General features: G+C 52.5%; 25 protein-coding genes and 3 pseudogenes. 19 read left to right on the top strand and 9 right to left on the bottom strand.

Annotated features, from left to right (window positions below; translation table 11 throughout):
• Positions 1 to 840: pseudogene (locus CCB157_RS17620) on the bottom strand (IS3 family transposase); the annotation flags it as partial.
• 397 nt (positions 841 to 1,237) lie between these two features.
• Here CCB157_RS17620 and comGA point away from each other — a divergent pair.
• Genes comGA through CCB157_RS09510 form a run of 9 tightly spaced genes read left to right on the top strand, consistent with a single transcriptional unit; the run spans position 1,238 to position 6,010 of the window.
• Positions 1,238 to 2,311: a competence type IV pilus ATPase ComGA gene (gene comGA / locus CCB157_RS09545; RefSeq protein ID WP_077615671.1), complete on the top strand. Its 1,074-nt coding sequence runs from the start codon at positions 1,238 to 1,240 to the stop codon at positions 2,309 to 2,311.
• Complete coding sequence (gene comGB / locus CCB157_RS09540) at positions 2,256 to 3,332, top strand: competence type IV pilus assembly protein ComGB (RefSeq protein WP_077615670.1); 1,077 nt, start codon at positions 2,256 to 2,258, stop codon at positions 3,330 to 3,332. The genes comGA and comGB overlap by 56 nt, the downstream gene beginning before the upstream one ends.
• A gap of 33 nt (positions 3,333 to 3,365) precedes the next feature.
• Positions 3,366 to 3,695: a competence type IV pilus major pilin ComGC gene (comGC, locus tag CCB157_RS09535; RefSeq protein WP_274519628.1), complete on the top strand. Its 330-nt coding sequence runs from the start codon at positions 3,366 to 3,368 to the stop codon at positions 3,693 to 3,695.
• On the top strand, positions 3,685 to 4,134 hold the full coding sequence (gene comGD, locus CCB157_RS09530) for a competence type IV pilus minor pilin ComGD (protein ID WP_158077267.1): 450 nt from the start codon (positions 3,685 to 3,687) through the stop codon (positions 4,132 to 4,134). Before comGC ends, comGD begins: the two co-directional genes overlap by 11 nt.
• The gene (locus CCB157_RS17300; RefSeq protein WP_143286994.1) at positions 4,115 to 4,453 is read left to right on the top strand and encodes a hypothetical protein; all 339 of its coding nucleotides are present in this window, start codon (positions 4,115 to 4,117) and stop codon (positions 4,451 to 4,453) included. The genes comGD and CCB157_RS17300 overlap by 20 nt, the downstream gene beginning before the upstream one ends.
• Positions 4,432 to 4,866, top strand: a complete 435-nt coding sequence (comGF, locus tag CCB157_RS09525; RefSeq protein WP_158077266.1) for a competence type IV pilus minor pilin ComGF — start codon at positions 4,432 to 4,434, stop codon at positions 4,864 to 4,866. The genes CCB157_RS17300 and comGF overlap by 22 nt, the downstream gene beginning before the upstream one ends.
• Positions 4,839 to 5,252 (top strand): competence type IV pilus minor pilin ComGG, encoded by a 414-nt coding sequence (locus CCB157_RS09520; RefSeq protein ID WP_077615667.1) that lies wholly within the window; start codon positions 4,839 to 4,841, stop codon positions 5,250 to 5,252. Before comGF ends, CCB157_RS09520 begins: the two co-directional genes overlap by 28 nt.
• 2 nt (positions 5,253 to 5,254) lie before the next feature.
• Positions 5,255 to 5,770 carry a shikimate kinase gene (locus tag CCB157_RS09515; RefSeq protein WP_158077265.1) on the top strand — a complete coding sequence of 172 codons (516 nt, stop codon included), beginning with the start codon at positions 5,255 to 5,257 and terminating at the stop codon, positions 5,768 to 5,770.
• A 12-nt stretch (positions 5,771 to 5,782) separates the two neighbouring features.
• Complete coding sequence (locus tag CCB157_RS09510) at positions 5,783 to 6,010, top strand: YqzE family protein (protein WP_369688669.1); 228 nt, start codon at positions 5,783 to 5,785, stop codon at positions 6,008 to 6,010.
• 151 nt (positions 6,011 to 6,161) lie between these two features.
• Here the strand turns inward: CCB157_RS09510 and CCB157_RS09505 are convergent, their stop codons facing one another.
• Entirely contained in the window at positions 6,162 to 6,548 is a 387-nt protein-coding gene (locus CCB157_RS09505) for a Spx/MgsR family RNA polymerase-binding regulatory protein (protein WP_077615665.1), read from the bottom strand.
• Between the two features lie 230 nt (positions 6,549 to 6,778).
• On the opposite strand from CCB157_RS09505, the gene CCB157_RS09500 reads away from it, so the two are divergent.
• Positions 6,779 to 7,021 carry a DUF2626 domain-containing protein gene (locus tag CCB157_RS09500; protein ID WP_077615664.1) on the top strand — a complete coding sequence of 81 codons (243 nt, stop codon included), beginning with the start codon at positions 6,779 to 6,781 and terminating at the stop codon, positions 7,019 to 7,021.
• 23 nt (positions 7,022 to 7,044) lie between these two features.
• Here the strand turns inward: CCB157_RS09500 and CCB157_RS09495 are convergent, their stop codons facing one another.
• Both CCB157_RS09495 and CCB157_RS09490 read right to left on the bottom strand, forming a co-directional pair.
• The gene (locus CCB157_RS09495) at positions 7,045 to 7,794 is read right to left on the bottom strand and encodes a class I SAM-dependent methyltransferase (protein ID WP_158077264.1); all 750 of its coding nucleotides are present in this window, start codon (positions 7,792 to 7,794) and stop codon (positions 7,045 to 7,047) included.
• A gap of 348 nt (positions 7,795 to 8,142) precedes the next feature.
• On the bottom strand, positions 8,143 to 8,772 hold the full coding sequence (locus CCB157_RS09490; RefSeq protein WP_077615662.1) for an MBL fold metallo-hydrolase: 630 nt from the start codon (positions 8,770 to 8,772) through the stop codon (positions 8,143 to 8,145).
• 423 nt (positions 8,773 to 9,195) lie between these two features.
• On the opposite strand from CCB157_RS09490, the gene CCB157_RS09480 reads away from it, so the two are divergent.
• Positions 9,196 to 9,381 (top strand): DUF2759 family protein, encoded by a 186-nt coding sequence (locus CCB157_RS09480; protein ID WP_077615660.1) that lies wholly within the window; start codon positions 9,196 to 9,198, stop codon positions 9,379 to 9,381.
• Positions 9,382 to 9,553: 172 nt separating this feature from the next.
• On the opposite strand, the gene CCB157_RS09475 is transcribed toward CCB157_RS09480, so the two are convergent.
• Positions 9,554 to 9,928: a hypothetical protein gene (locus CCB157_RS09475; protein WP_077615659.1), complete on the bottom strand. Its 375-nt coding sequence runs from the start codon at positions 9,926 to 9,928 to the stop codon at positions 9,554 to 9,556.
• 346 nt (positions 9,929 to 10,274) lie between these two features.
• On the opposite strand from CCB157_RS09475, the gene CCB157_RS09465 reads away from it, so the two are divergent.
• A complete protein-coding gene (locus CCB157_RS09465; protein WP_077615657.1) occupies positions 10,275 to 11,186 on the top strand; it encodes a hypothetical protein in 912 nt (303 codons plus the stop codon).
• Positions 11,187 to 11,201: 15 nt separating this feature from the next.
• Here the strand turns inward: CCB157_RS09465 and CCB157_RS09460 are convergent, their stop codons facing one another.
• Positions 11,202 to 11,408, bottom strand: a complete 207-nt coding sequence (locus CCB157_RS09460; protein WP_077615656.1) for a hypothetical protein — start codon at positions 11,406 to 11,408, stop codon at positions 11,202 to 11,204.
• A 172-nt stretch (positions 11,409 to 11,580) separates the two neighbouring features.
• Here CCB157_RS09460 and CCB157_RS09455 point away from each other — a divergent pair, with 172 nt between their 5' ends.
• Entirely contained in the window at positions 11,581 to 11,901 is a 321-nt protein-coding gene (locus tag CCB157_RS09455; protein ID WP_077615655.1) for a hypothetical protein, read from the top strand.
• On the opposite strand, the gene CCB157_RS09450 is transcribed toward CCB157_RS09455, so the two are convergent.
• The 3 genes from CCB157_RS09450 to rpmG form a co-directional block, all read right to left on the bottom strand.
• The gene (locus CCB157_RS09450) at positions 11,826 to 12,599 is read right to left on the bottom strand and encodes a DUF92 domain-containing protein (protein WP_077615654.1); all 774 of its coding nucleotides are present in this window, start codon (positions 12,597 to 12,599) and stop codon (positions 11,826 to 11,828) included. The two genes, CCB157_RS09455 and CCB157_RS09450, sit on opposite strands and share 76 nt — an antisense overlap.
• 284 nt (positions 12,600 to 12,883) lie before the next feature.
• Positions 12,884 to 13,492, bottom strand: a complete 609-nt coding sequence (locus CCB157_RS09445; RefSeq protein WP_077615653.1) for a 5-formyltetrahydrofolate cyclo-ligase — start codon at positions 13,490 to 13,492, stop codon at positions 12,884 to 12,886.
• 60 nt (positions 13,493 to 13,552) lie between these two features.
• Positions 13,553 to 13,702, bottom strand: a complete 150-nt coding sequence (gene rpmG / locus CCB157_RS09440; protein WP_077615652.1) for a 50S ribosomal protein L33 — start codon at positions 13,700 to 13,702, stop codon at positions 13,553 to 13,555.
• A gap of 361 nt (positions 13,703 to 14,063) precedes the next feature.
• Here rpmG and CCB157_RS09435 point away from each other — a divergent pair, with 361 nt between their 5' ends.
• From CCB157_RS09435 to CCB157_RS09410, 6 genes and pseudogenes are all read left to right on the top strand, one after another.
• The gene (locus tag CCB157_RS09435) at positions 14,064 to 14,261 is read left to right on the top strand and encodes a hypothetical protein (RefSeq protein WP_077615651.1); all 198 of its coding nucleotides are present in this window, start codon (positions 14,064 to 14,066) and stop codon (positions 14,259 to 14,261) included.
• A 14-nt stretch (positions 14,262 to 14,275) separates the two neighbouring features.
• On the top strand, positions 14,276 to 14,776 hold the full coding sequence (locus CCB157_RS09430; RefSeq protein WP_143286993.1) for an endolytic transglycosylase MltG: 501 nt from the start codon (positions 14,276 to 14,278) through the stop codon (positions 14,774 to 14,776).
• A 640-nt stretch (positions 14,777 to 15,416) separates the two neighbouring features.
• Positions 15,417 to 15,587: pseudogene (locus CCB157_RS18360) on the top strand (hypothetical protein); the annotation flags it as partial.
• A 23-nt stretch (positions 15,588 to 15,610) separates the two neighbouring features.
• A complete protein-coding gene (locus CCB157_RS18040) occupies positions 15,611 to 15,925 on the top strand; it encodes a DinB family protein (RefSeq protein WP_238594648.1) in 315 nt (104 codons plus the stop codon).
• Positions 15,926 to 16,174: 249 nt separating this feature from the next.
• Positions 16,175 to 16,660: pseudogene (locus tag CCB157_RS18035) on the top strand (GNAT family N-acetyltransferase).
• Positions 16,661 to 16,943: 283 nt separating this feature from the next.
• Complete coding sequence (locus CCB157_RS09410) at positions 16,944 to 18,206, top strand: MFS transporter (protein ID WP_077615674.1); 1,263 nt, start codon at positions 16,944 to 16,946, stop codon at positions 18,204 to 18,206.
• Positions 18,207 to 18,294 lie beyond the last annotated feature (88 nt).

Below are 18,294 nucleotides of genomic sequence, written 5' to 3'. Positions count from 1 at the left end.
GTGCCTGATAAGCGTTTTCTACTGCCTTTAAAGCCAGTTCAGTCGTCATGTGGCGGTCAAAAGCGTAACCGACAATCTTTCTGGAATGTAAATCCATTACGGAAGCCAGGTAGCACCAACCGTCTCTCAAAGTATGAATGTACGTAATATCCGTAACCCATTTCTCGTTGATGGTTGTCGTTGAGAAGTCCTGGTTCAGCAGGTTATCGTGTTCTTCCATCTTGCCCTTATTGGAATGGGGACGGTACTTTTTTCTGATAATGGAATAAATGCCTGCAGCCTTCATCAAACGCTGAACCCGTTTCAGGCTGACTTTGAGCCCTTCTTTTTCAAGCATATGGCGGATCTTCGGCGCTCCGTACCTCTGCTTGCTTTCCGTATGGATTTTTCGTATTCTGTCTGTCAACTCCCGGTTTTCCCGTTTTGTTTTTGACTCTTTTTTTTGTTTGGATTGATAGTAGGTACTTCTCGGCACGCCAAGGACCGTACACATGGTTTTAAGGTCATAATGGTGTTTGGCTCTTATCTCGTCAATCATGGATATAACAGTGGTTTGATCTACTTCTTTGCGAATATGGCCATAGCTTTTTTTAAGATTTCGTTTTCCTCTTTCAGCCGGTGCAATTCTTTTTGCAGGTTCAGAAATTCTTCTGGGGTAAAAGAGCTCCCGTCATCCAGCTTAACCGGTTTTTGTTTTCTGATCCATTTGTAGATTGTCGTTTCAGACAGGCCATATTCGCTGCAGATCTGTTTTACTGGTGTTCCAGTTTGATAAAGCTCAACCACCATTTCTTTAAATTCAGCATTATAACTTTTACGTTTTTCGCTTGTGTTACCCATATCAGGACACATCCCTTCGTTAATATTATATTTCACTAAAGGGTGTCCATGAAACTATACTAGCATCAAGGGGATAATATCAGATGCGTGGGTCTTATTTAATGAAGCAAGCGCAGAAATGATTTAAACTCCAAATAAAACGATTTTTTCATTCCATTTATGCCCCCCATCCTCCCTCTAACGGATGGCGGAAGCCCTTGCCCGTTTGCCGAAAAAAGCCACCGATCCGCCCCACCATCTATTTGGAAGGGATGCAAAGACGGGGTATGATCAAGGGTATGATGTCGAAAAATAATTTGCAAAATCGGAAAAAATTTTTTATAAAAAGCAGGAATCTGTCCATTGATGTCGAATCTTAATAAGCGCAAACCACATTAACAAGAAAGCAGGTGAACGTTTGAATGAGGTAGAGAAGAAGAGTGAAGAACTGCTGGAAATCGCGCTTCGCATCAACGCCTCTGACATTCACTTCGTTCCGCGAAAGGACGACACCCTCATCGAACTGCGCGTGTACGATCACCTCTATGAATTGGACATCTTATCCTGCGACTTTGCCGAACGCATCATCAACCATTTCAAATTCCGAGCCGGGATGGATATCGGCGAAAAGAGGCGGCCGCAATCTGGTTCGCTTGATGTCGTCATTTTGCATCAACCCATCCACCTCCGCTTTTCGACCTTGCCCGCCGCACTCCGCGAAAGCCTCGTCATTCGGCTGCTGCCCCAAACCTCCGATATCCGATTGAACGACTTATCGATTTTTTCAGAGTCGGCCGCACAACTCGAATCCTTGCTTGGCTATGAAAACGGATTGATTTTGTTTGCCGGTCCCACCGGTTCGGGAAAAACGACCTCCATGTACGCCATGCTTCATACGGCGAAACGGCGCTATAATCCGAGAATCGTGACGTTGGAAGACCCCGTCGAAAAGCGCCACGACGGCTTTATCCAGATGGAAGTCAACGAAAAGGCCGATCTCACCTACCAAACCGGCTTCAAAGCCATCCTCCGCCACGACCCGGATATAATAATGATCGGCGAAATCCGTGACTTGGAAACCGCGAAAATTGCTGTACGGGCGGCGATCACCGGGCATTTGGTCTTCTCCACGATTCACGCCTCCGACTCCATCGGGGCGATCCACCGTTTGCTCGAAGTCGGCATCCCGCGGTTCGATCTGAAGGAAACGCTCGTCGGAGTGGTGGCGCAACGCTTGATCCACATTCATTGTCCGCGCTGCGGTCCCGTCTGTTCCCCCGACTGCCCTCATCAGGAACAACGGAACCACCGCCGCACCGCGATTTACGAAATCCTGGCCGGCCTTCCGCTCCACGATGTGTTAAAAAACGGTTCGAGCGCTAAACGCCGCTTTAAGCGACTGGACGACTACTATCGGCAGGCGGCCGCTCTGGGGTATGTCGCCTCTTCAAGCGATGCGCTGCCAATTGGTGATCACAATGCCTCTTCGTAGAAAATGGAAAAAAGTCCAGCAAGCCGATTTTCTCACCCGCGTCGGCACTTGTCTCGACAAAGGATACAGCCTCGCTGACGCCATCCGCCTCCAACACTACGAACAGCCTCCCGCCGTAAAAAAGACCTTGCTCAACTTGCTGGAACAGCTGTCAAAGGGCGATGAGATGGCCCACGCTTTTCAACGCGCAGGATTTCCGAACGATGTCTGCAGCTTTCTTCACTTCGCTTCGCATACCGGCGAACTTCCCAGGGGATTTCTTGAAAGCGGCCGTTTTTTAAAGGTTCGCGAACAACAAAAAGAAAAAATGAATAAGCTGATGCGCTACCCGCTCTTTTTGCTGTGGATCTTTGCCATTATGGTTTATGTCGTGCTCGACCAACTGCTTCCGAGTTTTGAACAACTCTACAGCGCCATGGACATCCAATCGTCGCCCGGAGTCCGATTCCTCCTCTATGTTTCTCGCCACTCGCGCGCCATTTACGGATCGTTACTCATCACCGCCGCGATCCTCATCCTTTTCGCCGTCGTTTACGCCAAAAAGATCCCTCCCGAACGACGAATGGCGCAATTACTATACATTCCCATCCTCTCCTCTTACCTCCGTCTTTACCTCACTTACACCTTCAGCTTTCATATCGGCGGTTTGCTCCGGGTGGGGCTGTCTGTCAATGATGCCCTCAAACTCATGGAAGCTCAACCATTTGACCGATTTTTTAAATCGGAGGCCCGTGCGCTGCGCCAACTTTTGAACGACGGTCACGCCTTCAGCGACATCATCGCACAAAGCCGATTTTATGCGAGAGATTTGCCGGCGGTCATCCGCAACGGCGATGTCAGCGGGCGCCTGGGTGAGACGCTCTTCGACTACAGCGAGATGATGATTCGCACCTTCGAAGAGAAGACCACCCGCGCCCTCTCCTTGGTGCAGCCCGTATTCTTCGTCCTCTTCGGCGGGCTCATCATCGGCTTGTTTCTCTCCATCCTCACGCCGATGTTTACCATTTTGAACGGCCTGTAATGCTTTCATGACCTTTTGAAAGGGGTTGTACCGGTGATTCAGCTTTCCCTGCTAAAGAAAAAAGAGGCCTTCACGCTGATCGAAATGCTGATCGTCCTTATGATCATCTCCATCCTGCTTTTGATCGCCATCCCGAGCATGACGAAATCCAATCAGGTCGTCAAAGAAAAGAGCTGCGAAGCGACGATCAAACTCGTGCAAAGCCAGGTGGCCGCCTACAACATCGCTCACGACGCCGAATTGACCAACCTCAATGAGCTCGTTTCGGAAGGCTATGTCGACTCCGTCACATGTCCCGACGGCGTGGCTTTGACGCTCGTCAACGGAAAAGTCGTCAAGGCGGGATCGGATGGTGGCAACTGAACGCTTAGGGGGGCAAGGCGTCACTATGATTGAGATGCTCATCGTCATCACGATCATGGTCATGGTTCTGCCCATCGCTTTTCATCAATTCGGAGTCGTTCAGGAACGGCAAAAACTGGACGCTTTTGTCGGCCTGCTCGAGGATACGTTAAATTTTGCGCAAATGACGGCCATTGCCGAAGAGCGCTACGTGAACGTACAATTCAACAACGCGAACCATTTGGTGTACGTCCTTTTGGGCGGACAACCGATCAAACAACTTCCGATTGAAAAAGACATCCGCTTTGAAAAAGGCACGCACGCGCTCAGCGTGAGCTTCACGCCGCACGGCACGGTCCAAGGGCAGGCCGGAACCCTTTTCATTCAGAGCCCCCACTACGCCTACAAACTCGTCATCCTCTTGGGCCAAGGAAGATTTTATGTCGAACCCGTCACGTGAAAAAGGATTTACGGTTGTGGAAGTCACCGTCGCCCTGCTTGTCTTGGTGGTTTGCCTCTCTTGCCTCGTCCCGATTCTACAGCGCGCAACGGTTGAGCGCCGGGCGGTCAGTGAAAGGGAATACGCGCTCACCCTGATCCACAACGAACTGTCCGAATGGAGCGCGGGGCGTTCTGCAGAAAACGATCGGCTCACCGTCAATGGAACGGCTTACGACTTGCAATGGAAAGAAGTCGATCCGCATACCGTTGAATTATGTGTGGTATGGCAGGATCGAAGCCAAAGGGTGAACGAGGCATGCGGAATCGCCATGCGTTGAACCGCAACGGCGGATACACGCTCCTCTCCGCGATGATGGCGCTCGCCATTTTGACCGTGACGGCGGCGCTGGTTGCGAATGTCGCCCAGGCCGTCCTCGGCGATCACGCGTATCAGACGACGGAGCGCAAAGACATCTTGATCTTTTTTCAACAGATCAATGACGAACTCGCCGGCGGGAAAGACTTTGCATCCAGTGACCGCCGGCTTGTTTTCAAAGAAGACGGCAACACGGTCGATTATCAGTTGATTGGCACGAACCTGCGCCGCAGCGTCAACGGGGAAGGCTACGAAATCTTGCTCCGCAACGTTCGTTCCGTCGATTTTCAAGTCCATCCCAATGACGTTTCGATATCCCTGACGGATGCGGAAGGGAGGACCTACCATTGGGTGGTGCTAAAAATGGTAAAATAGAAACCGGAAAGCGAAACGATCAAGGCGGTTTCATCCTGCCGATCGCGATGATCATCATGCTGTTCTTTGCGTTTTACGCGGTCAACGCGATCGACCATCTCGCGAACGACCGGGATTTCGTGGCGAAACGGGAAATCGCCGTCCGCTATACGCAGTTAAAGGTGACGGCGGCCCGCCAGCTCCTCGATTCGTGGCGCAAAACCCATGCTTTGCCGCCCTCCGGTACCTTCACATTGGATCACGCGCGCGTCGATTATACGACGACCCCCGCGGCCGAGGGAACGCTCCGCATCAACGTTCGCGTGACGGATCCCCCGCATGCCCCGCAATCCGTCGTTTTTGAGATTGACACGAATGCAGAAACGATTACAGAATGGGAGGATTAACCTTGGAGACCATATTTTTGACGGGATTCATGGGTGCCGGCAAATCCACCATCGCGCGCGAGTTGGGACGGCGATTGTCGATGACGGTGTTTGACACGGATGAATTGGTCGAACAGTTTTGCCAAAAATCGATCCCGGCCATTTTTGCCGAGGAAGGCGAAGCCGCGTTTCGGCGCCATGAAAGCAGCATCCTGCGCTCGGTCGCGAAAGCCGGTGTGATCGTCTCGACCGGAGGCGGCATCGTCCTCGATGAAACGAACCGGCGCTTTATGAGAGAGCACGGCATCGTCATATACCTTCACGTCGATCCCAATATGGCCATCCGCCGCTTGAAAAACGATCGCTCCCGGCCGCTTTTAAAAAATCGCGAAACCGCGCACGTCTTTCGCTTGATGGCCAGCCGCCTTCCCTTTTATCTGGAAGCGGACTACATCGTCGACACGACCATGAAGTCGGTGGACACCGTCGTCGATGAAATGATCGGTTTTTTGGTTAGGCACGAACGGTTTTGGGCATAATAGCGGACGGTGATGCGGATGAAATCGGATGATTACGTTAAATTTCTCACCGAACAGTTTGTCCGATACATGAATCAACCGAAAAGCGAGCGCAAAAGACGCAGAGAAGCGAAACGGAAATCCCGAACCGCGTTCCGAAACGAAATGTTTGGGCTTCTCCCGAACGCGCTCGGCCACTATGCCAACCGAATCAAACGAGCCCGCCTCAGACTGCCTTGGCGCCCGAAGCTTTTTCGGTAGACGAGGGCACGGATCCCGCACACGGACCGGTGCCCGTTTTTTGTCCAGAGCGAACCGGGAAAGAAGCGCCGGTGCCTCCTAAGAAATGACATCCATCATCTCTTCGCTTTTCCAAGCAAAAAGAAGTCCGCCGTATCGGCGGATTTCTCGGTTATGAGACATGTTGGGAGGAAAGTTTGTAATGCGCTTCGCTCAACTTTTGCAAGCCCGAACGGTTAAAACCGATGATCAGCTTTTCGCCGTCGGTCAGGATCGGTCGCCGAAGCAGGCGCGGTTCGTCGTGCAACAGCTGCAGCACTTCACTGACCCGTAATTCCTCGATGTCGATGTCCAGTTTTTTAAACGTCTCGCTCCGCGTCGCGAGGATTTCCTTGACGCCTTCCTTCGTCAGTTTAATAATCTCCATCAATTCGTCCTTGCCGGGCGCTTCCTTAAAGATGTGGCGTTCCTCATAATCGATGTGATGTTGCTTTAACCAGGCTTTCGTTTTCCGACATGAGGTACAGCTCGGATAGGTGTAAAAGACGAGTCGAGCCACCGTATATACCCCCTCCTAGAAACCTACTCTTCATCTAAATTGATTCCCTAAATCGACATGAATTAAACAAGAAAAAATGAGAGAAAGGTTTTTGGGCCATGTCGTCGGATTAAGAACGGCCGGTGCGGTTACAATATGAAGGAAGACGACAACTTCGGAAGGGATTTACAATAGCGAAACCTTAAATTATAATTGCAATTGTGGAAAATCGTTGATCAGGAGGGAAACCGATGCCCAGAATGTTCCGAGTGCTCGCCTTTTGGACGTTGACCTTCGCCGTCATGGCTCTGGCGGGCGGGCTCATCCCGATGTCCCTTTTATTTTTCGCCAATACCGCCTTTTTCCTGACATTAGGTTATTTGAATCTGTCGGAACGCACGTATATGTATATTTTCGGCGCTTATCTCACCTTGTTTTTTATCGGATTTACATATTGGTCCGCCTTTATGATGCCGCAGGGAGGCGCTCAATAAAACAAGCCATCGGTCGCGATGGCTTATTTTGCTTCATCGGCTCGCCGATCTATGGGCGCCTTGGCCACATAGACGCGATAATTCAATATCCTGCCGTATTTCTCCATGATCTGTATGTGCCCGAACCACGCATTAAACGCATCCAAATCAATGTCCCGTGTGAATTCGAATCCCGATGCGTCCGGGAGATCCACTTCCGCATCAAGCAAATCCTCGCCAGTATAAACGGTGATATCCTGAAACCCGGCACCCTTTAATGCCTCCAACCAATCCGCTTCCGTCAGGATGCGATCGATGTCATACACCTTTTTGACATCGGCCGCCTCAGAATCCGTTAAACGCCGCGCCGCCGTCATCTCCAGATCAATCAGCACCCCGTTCGGCTTTAACACGCGCCGATATTCCGGAAGCGACAACCCCGCGTTTGTAAAAACCGTGACGGATTCGGCAACGACCTTATCAAAAGAGCGATCGGCGAAGGGAAGCTTTTCCGCATCCGCTTGATAGACGTCGATCGACAGCCCTTCCGCCCGCGCCCGGTTGCGCGCATGCTGGACCATTAACGGTTGGATGTCCACGGCCGTGACGCGGCAGCCGAAACGTTTGGCCAAATAAACGGACGTCTCGCCGGTTCCGCAACCGACATCCAATACGTGTTCGTTTTGGCGGCACGGAATCTTGTCAAAAAGGGCGCGCGTCAGCGGCAACCCGCCGGGATGCGCGCTCGAAACCCCAAATTTGGCGAGGAAATTCAAGTAGTTCTTATCGCCCACCATCATCTCCCCTTTTCATCGATTCGTATTATCTTATGAGCAAATGAAAAGGGGGTTCACAACAAAGGCGTGCCGGCCGCCGCTGTGACCAGCCGTACAGGAGGCTTGCGGAAACCCGTCCCGCCTCGCCCCTGAGTACAGCGAAACGGGCAAGCGGAAGCGAACGAGACCGCAACGCCGGCGTTTCCCCTCCCTATCACCAAGCGTTTACATGATCCGGACCGGCCGGCTTTGGGCCGCCGTGCGTCCTGCCTTCCGCCTGATCCAAACGATGGGAGGTTACACTCCGCCCGCTTTCAACCGCTTAAAGCTTCCGTGCGCAAGCCAACGCAATCGCGCCTTCCCATTCTACGTCAAAAACGGATTGGTGGCTTTCTCATGGCGAATGGTCGTCGTCAAACCGTGGCCGGGCAAAACGACGGTATCATCCGGAAGGGCAAACAATTTGGTTCGGATCGACTTCAGAAGCAGCGCCTGGTCACCGCCATAGAGGTCGGTCCGCCCGATGCTGCCGTAAAACAAGGCATCTCCGGAGAAGACCGCGCCCGCTTCCTTCAGATAATATGAGACGCTGCCCGGCGAATGCCCGGGCGTTTCCAGAACCTGAAAGGCGAAGGGGCCGAGGTTTAATGGGGCTTCGCCCGCAAGCAGATGATCGGCCGGACGGGTTTTGACCGGCGCGATCAACGGAAAGCCGCTCGAGGCGTTTTTGTCCGGATCCCAAAGCCAATCGGCTTCTTTTTGATGCAAGTAAACCGGCACGCGAAAATGGTCGCGCACGACATCGACCGCGCCGATATGATCGAAATGCGCATGGGTCAATAGGATCGCCAGCGGTTTTAAACGGCGCTCGCGGATGAACCGGATGATCTTTTCACCTTCGTCGCCGGGATCAAAGATGACCGCCTCTTTCGTTTCGCTCTCAAGGATGTAGCCGTTCGTCTCAATCGGTCCGAGCGCCAATTGCGTCCATTTCAACGCCCATCTCCTCCATTCCGTCCAAAAACGTTGATGTTTCTTCCAACATAATAAAGGAGCCTTCACCCGTCGGCAACCGGTCTGCGCATGTGAAGAACGTGCAAGCGACCGCGTCGTCAAACCGGCCGCCGTCTCTTTCCGCCCCCTTCCGCCGCAACGGGACCGGATCGCGGCCACCGGCTTTATCACAGTCGTTCGGCAAGCCCATTGTTGCCTTTTCGTCCGATTTACGCCGACAACCCTGCGCTTTGATGCTTTGCCGATCCGTTCGACTAGAAAGCGGAAACATCGGTTAAACTTTATCATAAGCGGTTTTCAAACTTACCGAAATGAACGGAAAAGCTCGACAAAGATCGGCATTCGGTTTAGAATAGAAGCGTATACATATTGTGCGAACCCGTCCACAAAGGAGGTTGGCAACACATGGTTGTCGGCATCATTTTCCTGATCATCGCCATTCTTTGCCTCATCGCGATTTTCCGTGAAGTCAAGCGACGGAACTTTTTCGGTGCCGTTTACGCGTTGATCGCCTTTGCCGTTCTCGGCTGGTTTTCGATCATGACGATTTGGGACAGCTTCAACGGCGGCGGGGTACCGGTCGGAAGCTGATTCAGTGCAAAACAAATGGAGGCGGGCTAACCCGTCTCCATTTTTCATGGTTCATCACCGGCATCGCTCTGACGAAGGGCTGTCCTATGGGGAATATCTCCTCTGAAGATGCAAACGCCGCGGCGGCCCGTCTCCCGCCTTTCCCCCATGGCGAAATCCCCGGCTGCCTCGTTCAATTTCCGGAAGCGACCAGTTTTTCCAAGTCTTTTTTGATCCGTTGGAATTCACGTTTGCGCACGTAAAACGTATAATTTTTCATTTCAAAAGGGATATTATGGTCGCGCAAAAATTTTTTCACTTTTACCGCCTTCTCGCGGCTCGCCGGGACCGTAAACCGCATCATTTCCATGTCGTCCGGCAAATGGTCGCGGCACCACTCGCGGATGCGTTCCCGTAAACGATCCGGATTCTTCTCTTCAAAGAGCGGCCCTTCTGCCGGCTTCGATCCGTCCAGCCGGTAGATCCGATAGCTGCCGTCCCGGTTGCGTACCGCGAGCATCATGATGTCGTATCCCGTATCCGTCCTCATGAAACAAAAATCCAACATCCGTGCCCTCCCGATTCCTTTTTAATATTTTATCAAGGATCGGGAGAAAAGAGAAAACGTTTTCATCATTATTTTCAGTTTTGTCACAAATTCGTTCCCATTGGACGTCGGAATGCATCCGCGAAGTCCGGTTTACGGGCGCATCGTGGCGAACGGCCCGCTTGCCGCGCGATCCGCGCATCGCGGTCATCCGCCCAAACGCCGTGCGGCCGCTTCCTGATCATATGTTCCAAATCCCGCCCCTTTTCGAGCGTTTAGAAGGGAGACGCGCCCGGCATAAGTCGTCCATTCACGCATATATTGGGACAAAGGCAGGCTCAAACTCGATGTACTTGGAGGCGGGATGATGGGGCGGGCGAAAGAGGGGTTAAAAAAACGTTCGAACCGCAACCGATCCTTCGGCTTTTGGCTCGGACTGCTGACCGTATCCTTTGTGACGGCGCTCATTCTTTATTTGGACCATCGCGATCGCGCGGATACCGAAGAGAGCATTACCTACTTCCCCGATGATCCGACCCTTTCCTTTTTGGAGAAGAACACCCGGCTCCTCCTTCAACGGTCGGAACCGTCGCGTTACGACATATCCTGGCTGGCGTCTTCGCGAACCAACCGCGCCGCCTATGTGCGCCAAGACGTTTCCTTTTTGTTCAGCGACCGCCGATTGGTGGCCATCGCGAACAAATGGAAAACGAAAACCGCTGAAATTCATCAAGCCAAAATCGAACGCTTTCACGAGGCCGGCGTCTTGGAAGCCATCACGGTCCATCATGCGGAAACGCATGGCCAAAACGGAATCCGGGGCAAACTGGCGATGTCTTATGACCATCTGGCCGTCATGCCAGGCGACGACGGGGCTTTTTCGGCGTTCCGTTTTCCGATCGCGGAAAAAGCCAAGATATGGTACCGCGCCAAAACTCAAGCTTTAAATGAAACAATGGATGCCATCATAAAGAAGGCGAGCCGCAAGCACCGCTTCCGCCCGGAGGCGTACGATGCGTTTCCGCTCACCTATCTTCACGTCTTTGCCAACCAATCTTTGCCCGGCCTCAACCAAAAAAAGACGAATAAAGTCATCGGGCAATTGTGGGAAGGCTTGTACAAGGAATACGCCCTCGGCGTCCGCCGTTCGGATGGCCGCATTGAAAGCCCCATTGACAGCTTCATGCCGATCATCCTCTACAGCAAACGCCACGACCATTTACTCGTCGTCATCCGGCTGGCTTCCGGTGAGATCGCCCTGTTGAAACAAAACATTTAAGGCCGCATACGCGAATCAATCGCGGCCGGCCCCTTCCTCCAGCGCGTTCAGCATCCGCTTTCCCGCCCATTGCCGGAAATCGCGCCATGACAGGGAAACGGCCGGCAACAACCGGCGGATGCCCTCGACGCCGAGCATGAATTGCCAAAGCCGAACGCGGCGGCGATATAAAAACCAACTTAAAATTGCGAGCAAGATCACGCGGACCAAAAACCGTTGCATGCCTTTCGCCCCTTAGTGTGGTATCGTTCCCTAATAATATGCGACGGTTTCCCGCTTTTATCCGCGCGATTTTTTCTGATGAAAACGAGGAAAGGCACGGCATGAACCGTCATCGAAACGGACCAAACGCCTCTTTTTAGGCAAGGCCGACGACGAAGATGGATGGGCGCTCGTGGACGATGGCGTGGCGAACCATGAAGATAAAATTTTAAAGGCGATTAAAGAACGGCCGCTGTCGCGCAAGCATTGTTTGTCTCATCCGTCCAGAGGCGCCGCGACGGCTGAAAGAAAATCGGGCCATGAGAAAGAAAGGCACAGAGACGCCGCATGTCCGGGAAGCAGCGATCCAAGCGCCCACGACCGGACCGGCCGCGTCGAGAGGCGTGAACGCCGCCGCATCGAGGCAAGCGCCGTTTTTCAGGACGATAGCCAGACGGATGCGATGGCGCCCAAAACGCCCGCTCCAATGTTGGACAACGCGTTGACCGTGTGATTCGTCATCCATTGGTACCCATGGACTTTTGCCGTCGCCATTTCGCAATGGCGGCGATCATCCGTTAAAACACCGCAAGCGCGGCATTGATAACGGGCTTGCAGGAAAGCCCCCAGCAGCGTATCCAGCCAATGACCGAGCCAACCGACGGCGGTGAAAACCGTGCCGGCCACAAAGAAAAGAGCGAGATGATCGCGATGCAAGAGGAAGGCGCCGAAAAAGCCGATGAGGGCGGCACCGAAAAGCCCGGCAATGCTGCCTCTTAAAGTCGCCGCCCCGGACAAGCCGGGGGCGACGCGCCGGCGCAAACCGATATGGTATGGCCGTCCCCCGAACTTCACCCCGATTTCCGATGCCCACGTGTCGGCGGAGGCGCTGGCCACCGCCGTTATAAACGCGGCCGACCAATAAGGGCCGCCAACGGCCAAGTTCGCGCACGCAGCGAGCAGCGGCGCGCCGCCGTTGGCGAACACTTGGACGACGGTGCGCGTCTCCGCAGACCGTCCGCCGTTCGAGATGAGATTGGCCGCAACAAAAAATAAAAAAATGATCAATAATCCCGATAAACCGAAGGCCCAATCAATCGCCGCACCGAGAACGACCATGCCGGCCGCGCCGCCCGCGGTCAACCAGCGTTTTTGATAAGAAACCGAGGCGCCGCCGATCAACAGAAGGCCGACAAGGATCGATTCCGCCATTTGCCCTCGCCTCCTTTCGCCGCTTCCGCCCGACCGCCTTTCAATGCCCGTACGCTCGGGTTCCTTTATTGCTCTTTTAAAGATTTAAAGAGTCCAAACGTCGGACGTCCTAGGGCTAACTCGATCCCATTTTCTTGCTCTCACCCGTTCAGAATCTTTGGCGCTTCCTCATCCACTGAGCTTCGCCCTGTCCGTAGAGCGCGCCTTTCTCTCCAAGGGCCGCTGGGGCTTTTTACTGTGTTATCACCCGCTGTTTTTTGTTTCCCCTAGAGCAGCAGATCCTCCTATTGGTTCAACCCCGCCTTTTCCGCCGCTTCATCGAAACCCGGCCCGCAATGGATCAGCCGGGCCGGCGTGACGATAAAATCCACCGGGATGTCGTGCGCCTCCCTCGGCACCCGATCCAACACCTGAAAATCGAAGGCTTGCGCGACTTTGACGGCGCGGCAATCGGGCAAAAACCGGTCATAATAGCCGCCGCCGAAACCGATGCGATACCCGGAAGCATCAAACGCGAGTCCCGGAACGAGGATGAGATCGATATTGCCTTTGACGACCGCTTCGGTCTCCGCCTCCTTCGGCTCGAACAATCCGTAATGCGCGGGGGCCAATTGCTCGAAAGACGTCAGCTGCCGAAACTCCAGCCGTTTTTCTTTCGGGACGGTTTTCGGAACGGCGACGCGTTTTCGGTCGCGCCACGCCCGTTCAATGATGGCTTTGGTGTCCACTTCACCGGGCGTCGAGACGGTGACGGCGACGGTATGGGCCCGTTGCCAGGCGGCAAGGCGAAAGAGCCGCTCGTGGATGGCGCGGCAGCCGCGGTGAAACGTTTCTTCTTCAAGGGCGAGCACTTGTTGTTTCATCGCCCGCCGGATCGTTGCTTTATCCGACACTTTTTAATCCTCCCGCACTGCTTTCCCATAAAAAATAAACAGCAGGCTTTAACCCGCTGCTTATTTCGTTTCGCGGTAAATCGTATGACGACGCAAACGCGGATTGTATTTTTTCAATTCAAGACGTTCCGGATTGTTGCGTTTATTTTTCGTCGTGATGTACGTGCGTTCACCGGTTTCGGTGCATTCCAAAGTTACGAGTACGCGCATGTCTCGTCCCTCCTGTTCCTCTGAGTCATACCCTTATAGTTTATCAAAGATCCGGACATCGTACAAGGTTCCGGGATGAATCGCGCGATTCTCGCGCCATATGGCAAACTTCGACATTCCCAATGGGTTTGAATTGACACTTCTTGCCAGGTTAAAAGCCCTTTCTCCTTGAGAATAAAAGAAAAATCGGTCGTCATCCCGGCGGCGTTCCTTTACATTTTCCTTTCTTTTTCGCCAAACCTCTTTGTCCCGCTATCAATCTATGATATAAGTAGTTTAGAGTCCCACTCCCTGCGCGGGATGGCGGGGCCAGGACGTTGGCCGGAAAAAAGCCGAGACGGATAAAATGGGGAGGTTAATCATGGGTTTTCTTTTGCTCATACTGTTTGTCCTGGGGTTGATCTTGTTGATCGTCTCCTTCTTTAAGGAAGACTCCATCAAACAACTGGAAGATCAAATTGAAGGCACTTCGGTGACCGTCATGCAAGAGTTATATAAGATCAAGAAAAAAATCCGCGTCCTCGAAGAAGAATTGATGATTGAGGACCGCGACGTGTGAAAAGGTGATGTGCGTTGACTAAACACGGAATGCGCGGTTTCGCCGCCGGCATCCTCTTGGCGTCGGGAATCGTCGCCTTATATTATTACCAGCTCATGCCCAAGAATGATGATGAAAAAGCCGAGGCGCCGCTCACGGAAAGCCGCGTCGAAGCTTATCTCGCCTCAAAAGGCGAAATCGCCGTAGACAAAGCGGCCTTCGAAAAATGGCAAGCGTCCGAAAGCCAAAAGGCATCCGGTGATCAAGGGAAAGCGGCGGACAAGTCATCCGCGAACGACGATAAGAAAAACGCCGATCAGCCAAAGGTGTATAAAGCCAAGATCACCGTCAAGCAAGGCATGACGACCTCCGATGTGGCTGAGGCCCTTGAAAAGCATCACGTCATCAAGGACCGCCATCAGCTCACTCAATACGTCATCGATCATAAATTAGAACCGTATTTGCAACTCGGTACATACACCTTTACAAGCGACATGTCGATTCCGGACATCGCCAAAAAACTGACGACCAAATGATCTTTTTTGAAAACCGATTGAAGTTCCCCGGGTGCCGGCGCCCGGGGTTTTCGTTTGAAAAGCCTGGCCGCAGGCCAGCCCGCCTTTGCACGGCGCCTTTGGCCAACACGGATCAAAGAAATCGTCTTTTTATCCCCCGGACTGGCGGCACAACGGCACAGAAAAAGACGGCGCCGGGCTTCCAAATCCGTTGCGATGACGGTGAAGGCAATGGGTGCGGCTCCTCCCGATTCGCTTTGGCCTCTCACGCTCGTCTGAACGCGGCGAAAGCCCGTTTATTCATCTCTCCGGATCTTCGCAACTTCCCGATCCCCTTCTTTATCCATTTGCTCTTTTTTTCTCTTCCCTCATGATTAAAAAACCTTCGAAGACAAAAAGCCCATTTTGATTTACCGCTACGAAAAACAATCGTCAGTTCGGGAAAGCCATTTCCAACAAGCGCTTGCCATCTGTCGAAACTTTTGGATATCTTTATGTAGTAACGGGGCGATGAGGGAACCATGCTCATCGAAGAACTGACCGCCGTCTCCTCGTCAAAAAACCTTTACCGACAAGCGCCGCCAAGGGGACGGTCCGGGACATTGAACGATGGCATTCATGCTGCCAAAACGAAGCAAAACGCAGAAATCGAGGTGTGGACATGAGAATCCGAACACTGGAACATGCCGACCATGAGACGATGGCCGATCGCTGGCTGGACGCTCTGGCGCAAAGCCGAGCCGATTTATTGGCCATTTTATCCGACCTGACCCACGAGGAATTGCACGCCCGCATCACGCCTTCCGCACACAGTGTGGCCGAATATCTTTGGCACATCGCCAACGTGTCGTTGGGGTGGACGAAAAGCGTCGTGCTTGGGGAGCCCATTTCAGAGGCGGAAAAAGCCCGGTTCGGCTTGACCCGTCCAGGAGAAATCCTGAAGCTCCCGCCGAGAAACGGTTGGACGAATTTCTGGACTTGCTTGCCGAAACGATGGCTCTCGTGGAATCCGTTTACAGACACATGCCCGACGACGTTTTTACAACGGCGGACCGCCCGCTCGGAGAAGAAAACGTCTCGCCGGAATGGGTGCTCTACAACTTGCTGGACCACGAAGCCAACCACCGGGGGCAAATCGCCATGATGAAACGGATCTTGCGGACGGAATAGATCCCGGAGCATCGCCCGCGGTCCCCGGATTCGCTTTTTTCCGTACATCTCGAAACGCTCCGACCGCTCTGATGAAATGAAAACGGCTGGCAAACGCAATCGTTGATCAACTTTCGCGCCATGGTCACCCCGGCGTCAAAGGAAGCTGAGGATCTCGGCAAGCCGGAAAGCCATTTACGATCCGGCCATTTTCCACTATACTATATAATAATCAAAAAATAGATATATTTTGAAAACGAGGGAAAGTCGATGGTTGAAATCAGAATAGCCACATTAGGCGACGTTGAAGGGATTATTAGAGTGTGTTCGGAGGGTTATCGACATACTTATCAGGAATGGTTGCCGCCCCATTACATCGAAAATACATAAAAAAATTTTACAACGAAGATCGCCTCAAACATGAAATCTTGAACATCAACAATGAGTGGAACGGTTGGTTCGCCGCGGCCGATGGCGGTAAGGTCGTCGGTGCCGGCGGAGGGGGAATGATTGACGAAGAAACGGCCGAGTTGTACGTGCTTTATTTGGCCCCAATCGAAAACGCGAAGGCATCGGCGGCAAGTTGTTGGAAGCGATTACGAAAGACCAAATCGAACGCGGGGCAAAAGAGCAATGGTGTCCGTTTTCAAAGACAACTTTATGGGCATTCCCTTTTATGAAGCGGTCGGTTTTGAGTACCAAGGCGAGCGGCCCGCCTATGAATTTCCGGAAGAAGAAGGCTTTATTTCACTATGATATAAACGGATTTTGAGAAACAACGAAAACCCAGGGCATTAAAACGGCATCGTCATCAAAACCCGGCGGTGACGTGAAAACCAAAAAGCTACCCATCCGCTGCGCGCAATAATGCCTTGTCCGCATGGCGAGGCGATCACGCCTTGTTTGCCAATCCCCCATGTCTGCCGCTTCGTCAGGTGACCGGCTCCGATGAGGCTCCCTTTTCCATTTGCCGTTTTTTTAACCATAACCCGGGCCGGCACGGTAGCGCCCTATATTTTATCTAAGGAGAAGCCGGATGATGAACACGCTTTGGAAAAAGAAAAACTTTACGATCCTATTCTTCGGCAGAATGATCACCAATATGGGGGACAGCCTCTATTATGTGGCAGCCATGTGGCTCGTCTATCAACTGAGTAAAGATCCGCTCTATTCGGGCATCGCCGGTTTTTTGATGTTGCTGCCCATGAGCTTGCAATTTGTGGCGGGACCATTAGTAGATCGCTGGTCGATTAAAAGAACCTTGGTCGCCACTCAAATATTTCAATTGATTTTAATATCGCTGATCCCGATTTCTTACGGTTTCGGTTTTTTAAATGTGCCGCTCCTTTTAATCATCATTCCGCTGGCGGCTTTTATTGAACAATTTGCCTACCCGTCGGAAACGAAAGCGTTGCCCATGATTCTCAATAAAGAGGAACTCGTGAAAGGAAACTCATGGTTCTCGTTTGCTTATAAGGGAATTGATATGGCTTTTAACGCGCTCGGCGGATGGCTGGTGGCGACCATCGGCGCGATGGCCCTTTTTGTCACGGATGCGGTCACCTTCGCCATCACAGCCTGCCTGTTCGGTTTGCTTTCCCTTCCCGTCGGTCATAAAAGGTCAAAAGAGATTAAAACAGGCGCTCGAACATCTATAAAAGACTATTTTGCGGATTTATCTGAAGGCTTTTCGATCGTTTTTCATTCCTTGCTCGCTGCTTTTTTGTTGGGTTCGATCATCTGCAATTTCGCTCTCGGGGCTTCCACGGCGGTTTTGCCTTCGTTTTCCAATCAACGAGGGGGAGCGGACATCTATGGATTGTATTTAGCTTCAGAGTCCATTGGCGTTCTGCTCGGCTCTTTCTTATCTTCCTGGGCCGGAAAATTTCGCGTCGGTTATTTCACCATTGTCTCTTTTATCATCGGGGCAGGGTGTTGGTTATTGGCAGCCCTTGTCCCTTGGACCGTTCCGAGTATCGCATTTTTTGGCTTGGCCTGGATACCTATCGGGGCTTCAAACGTCCTTCTCGGCGCCGTTAAGCAATCTGTGGTGCCCATTCATTTACTCGCGCGCGTGAGTTCTGTCACCTATAGCATGAGTGCCGTGGCCATGCCGATCGGTTCTTTATTGGGCGGTTACTATGCGAGCACCTTCGGCAGCCCCATCGTGTTTGCGCTTGCGGGATCGGGATTTTTGGTCATCGCCATCGTATGGTGGAGCCACTCAAAGTTGCGCCAATTGCCGCCATCAACGGCGATGACGCCCTCAACGTTTCATTTAGATGTTGCCGAAAATGAATGAATAGCCAAGCGTTCCAGCCACGGAACAGAGAACCTCTACGGATCGTACAACATCCCGCCGATTCCAATGATGAAACATTCTTTGTGCT

Source organism: Caenibacillus caldisaponilyticus (assembly GCF_002003465.1).
In the GTDB taxonomy this organism is placed as follows: Bacteria; Bacillota; Bacilli; order Bacillales; family Sporolactobacillaceae; genus Caenibacillus; species Caenibacillus caldisaponilyticus.
This window is presented reverse-complemented; position numbering and strand designations above follow the sequence as displayed.

What these genes read in the sequence shown, in the direction of transcription:
- comGB (WP_077615670.1), top strand. Translation starts at nt 2,256, where the DNA reads ATGTCGCCTCTTCAAGCGATGCGCTGCCAATTGGTGATCACAATGCCT.
- CCB157_RS17300 (WP_143286994.1), top strand. Translation starts at nt 4,115, where the DNA reads ATGTCGAACCCGTCACGTGAAAAAGGATTTACGGTTGTGGAAGTCACC.
- comGF (WP_158077266.1), top strand. Translation starts at nt 4,432, where the DNA reads ATGCGGAATCGCCATGCGTTGAACCGCAACGGCGGATACACGCTCCTC.
- CCB157_RS09510 (WP_369688669.1), top strand. Translation starts at nt 5,783, where the DNA reads ATGCGGATGAAATCGGATGATTACGTTAAATTTCTCACCGAACAGTTT.
- CCB157_RS09500 (WP_077615664.1), top strand. Translation starts at nt 6,779, where the DNA reads ATGCCCAGAATGTTCCGAGTGCTCGCCTTTTGGACGTTGACCTTCGCC.
- CCB157_RS09480 (WP_077615660.1), top strand. Translation starts at nt 9,196, where the DNA reads ATGGTTGTCGGCATCATTTTCCTGATCATCGCCATTCTTTGCCTCATC.
- CCB157_RS09475 (WP_077615659.1), bottom strand. Translation starts at nt 9,928, where the DNA reads ATGTTGGATTTTTGTTTCATGAGGACGGATACGGGATACGACATCATG.
- CCB157_RS09465 (WP_077615657.1), top strand. Translation starts at nt 10,275, where the DNA reads ATGGGGCGGGCGAAAGAGGGGTTAAAAAAACGTTCGAACCGCAACCGA.
- CCB157_RS09460 (WP_077615656.1), bottom strand. Translation starts at nt 11,408, where the DNA reads ATGCAACGGTTTTTGGTCCGCGTGATCTTGCTCGCAATTTTAAGTTGG.
- CCB157_RS09450 (WP_077615654.1), bottom strand. Translation starts at nt 12,599, where the DNA reads ATGGCGGAATCGATCCTTGTCGGCCTTCTGTTGATCGGCGGCGCCTCG.
- rpmG (WP_077615652.1), bottom strand. Translation starts at nt 13,702, where the DNA reads ATGCGCGTACTCGTAACTTTGGAATGCACCGAAACCGGTGAACGCACG.
- CCB157_RS09435 (WP_077615651.1), top strand. Translation starts at nt 14,064, where the DNA reads ATGGGTTTTCTTTTGCTCATACTGTTTGTCCTGGGGTTGATCTTGTTG.
- CCB157_RS09410 (WP_077615674.1), top strand. Translation starts at nt 16,944, where the DNA reads ATGAACACGCTTTGGAAAAAGAAAAACTTTACGATCCTATTCTTCGGC.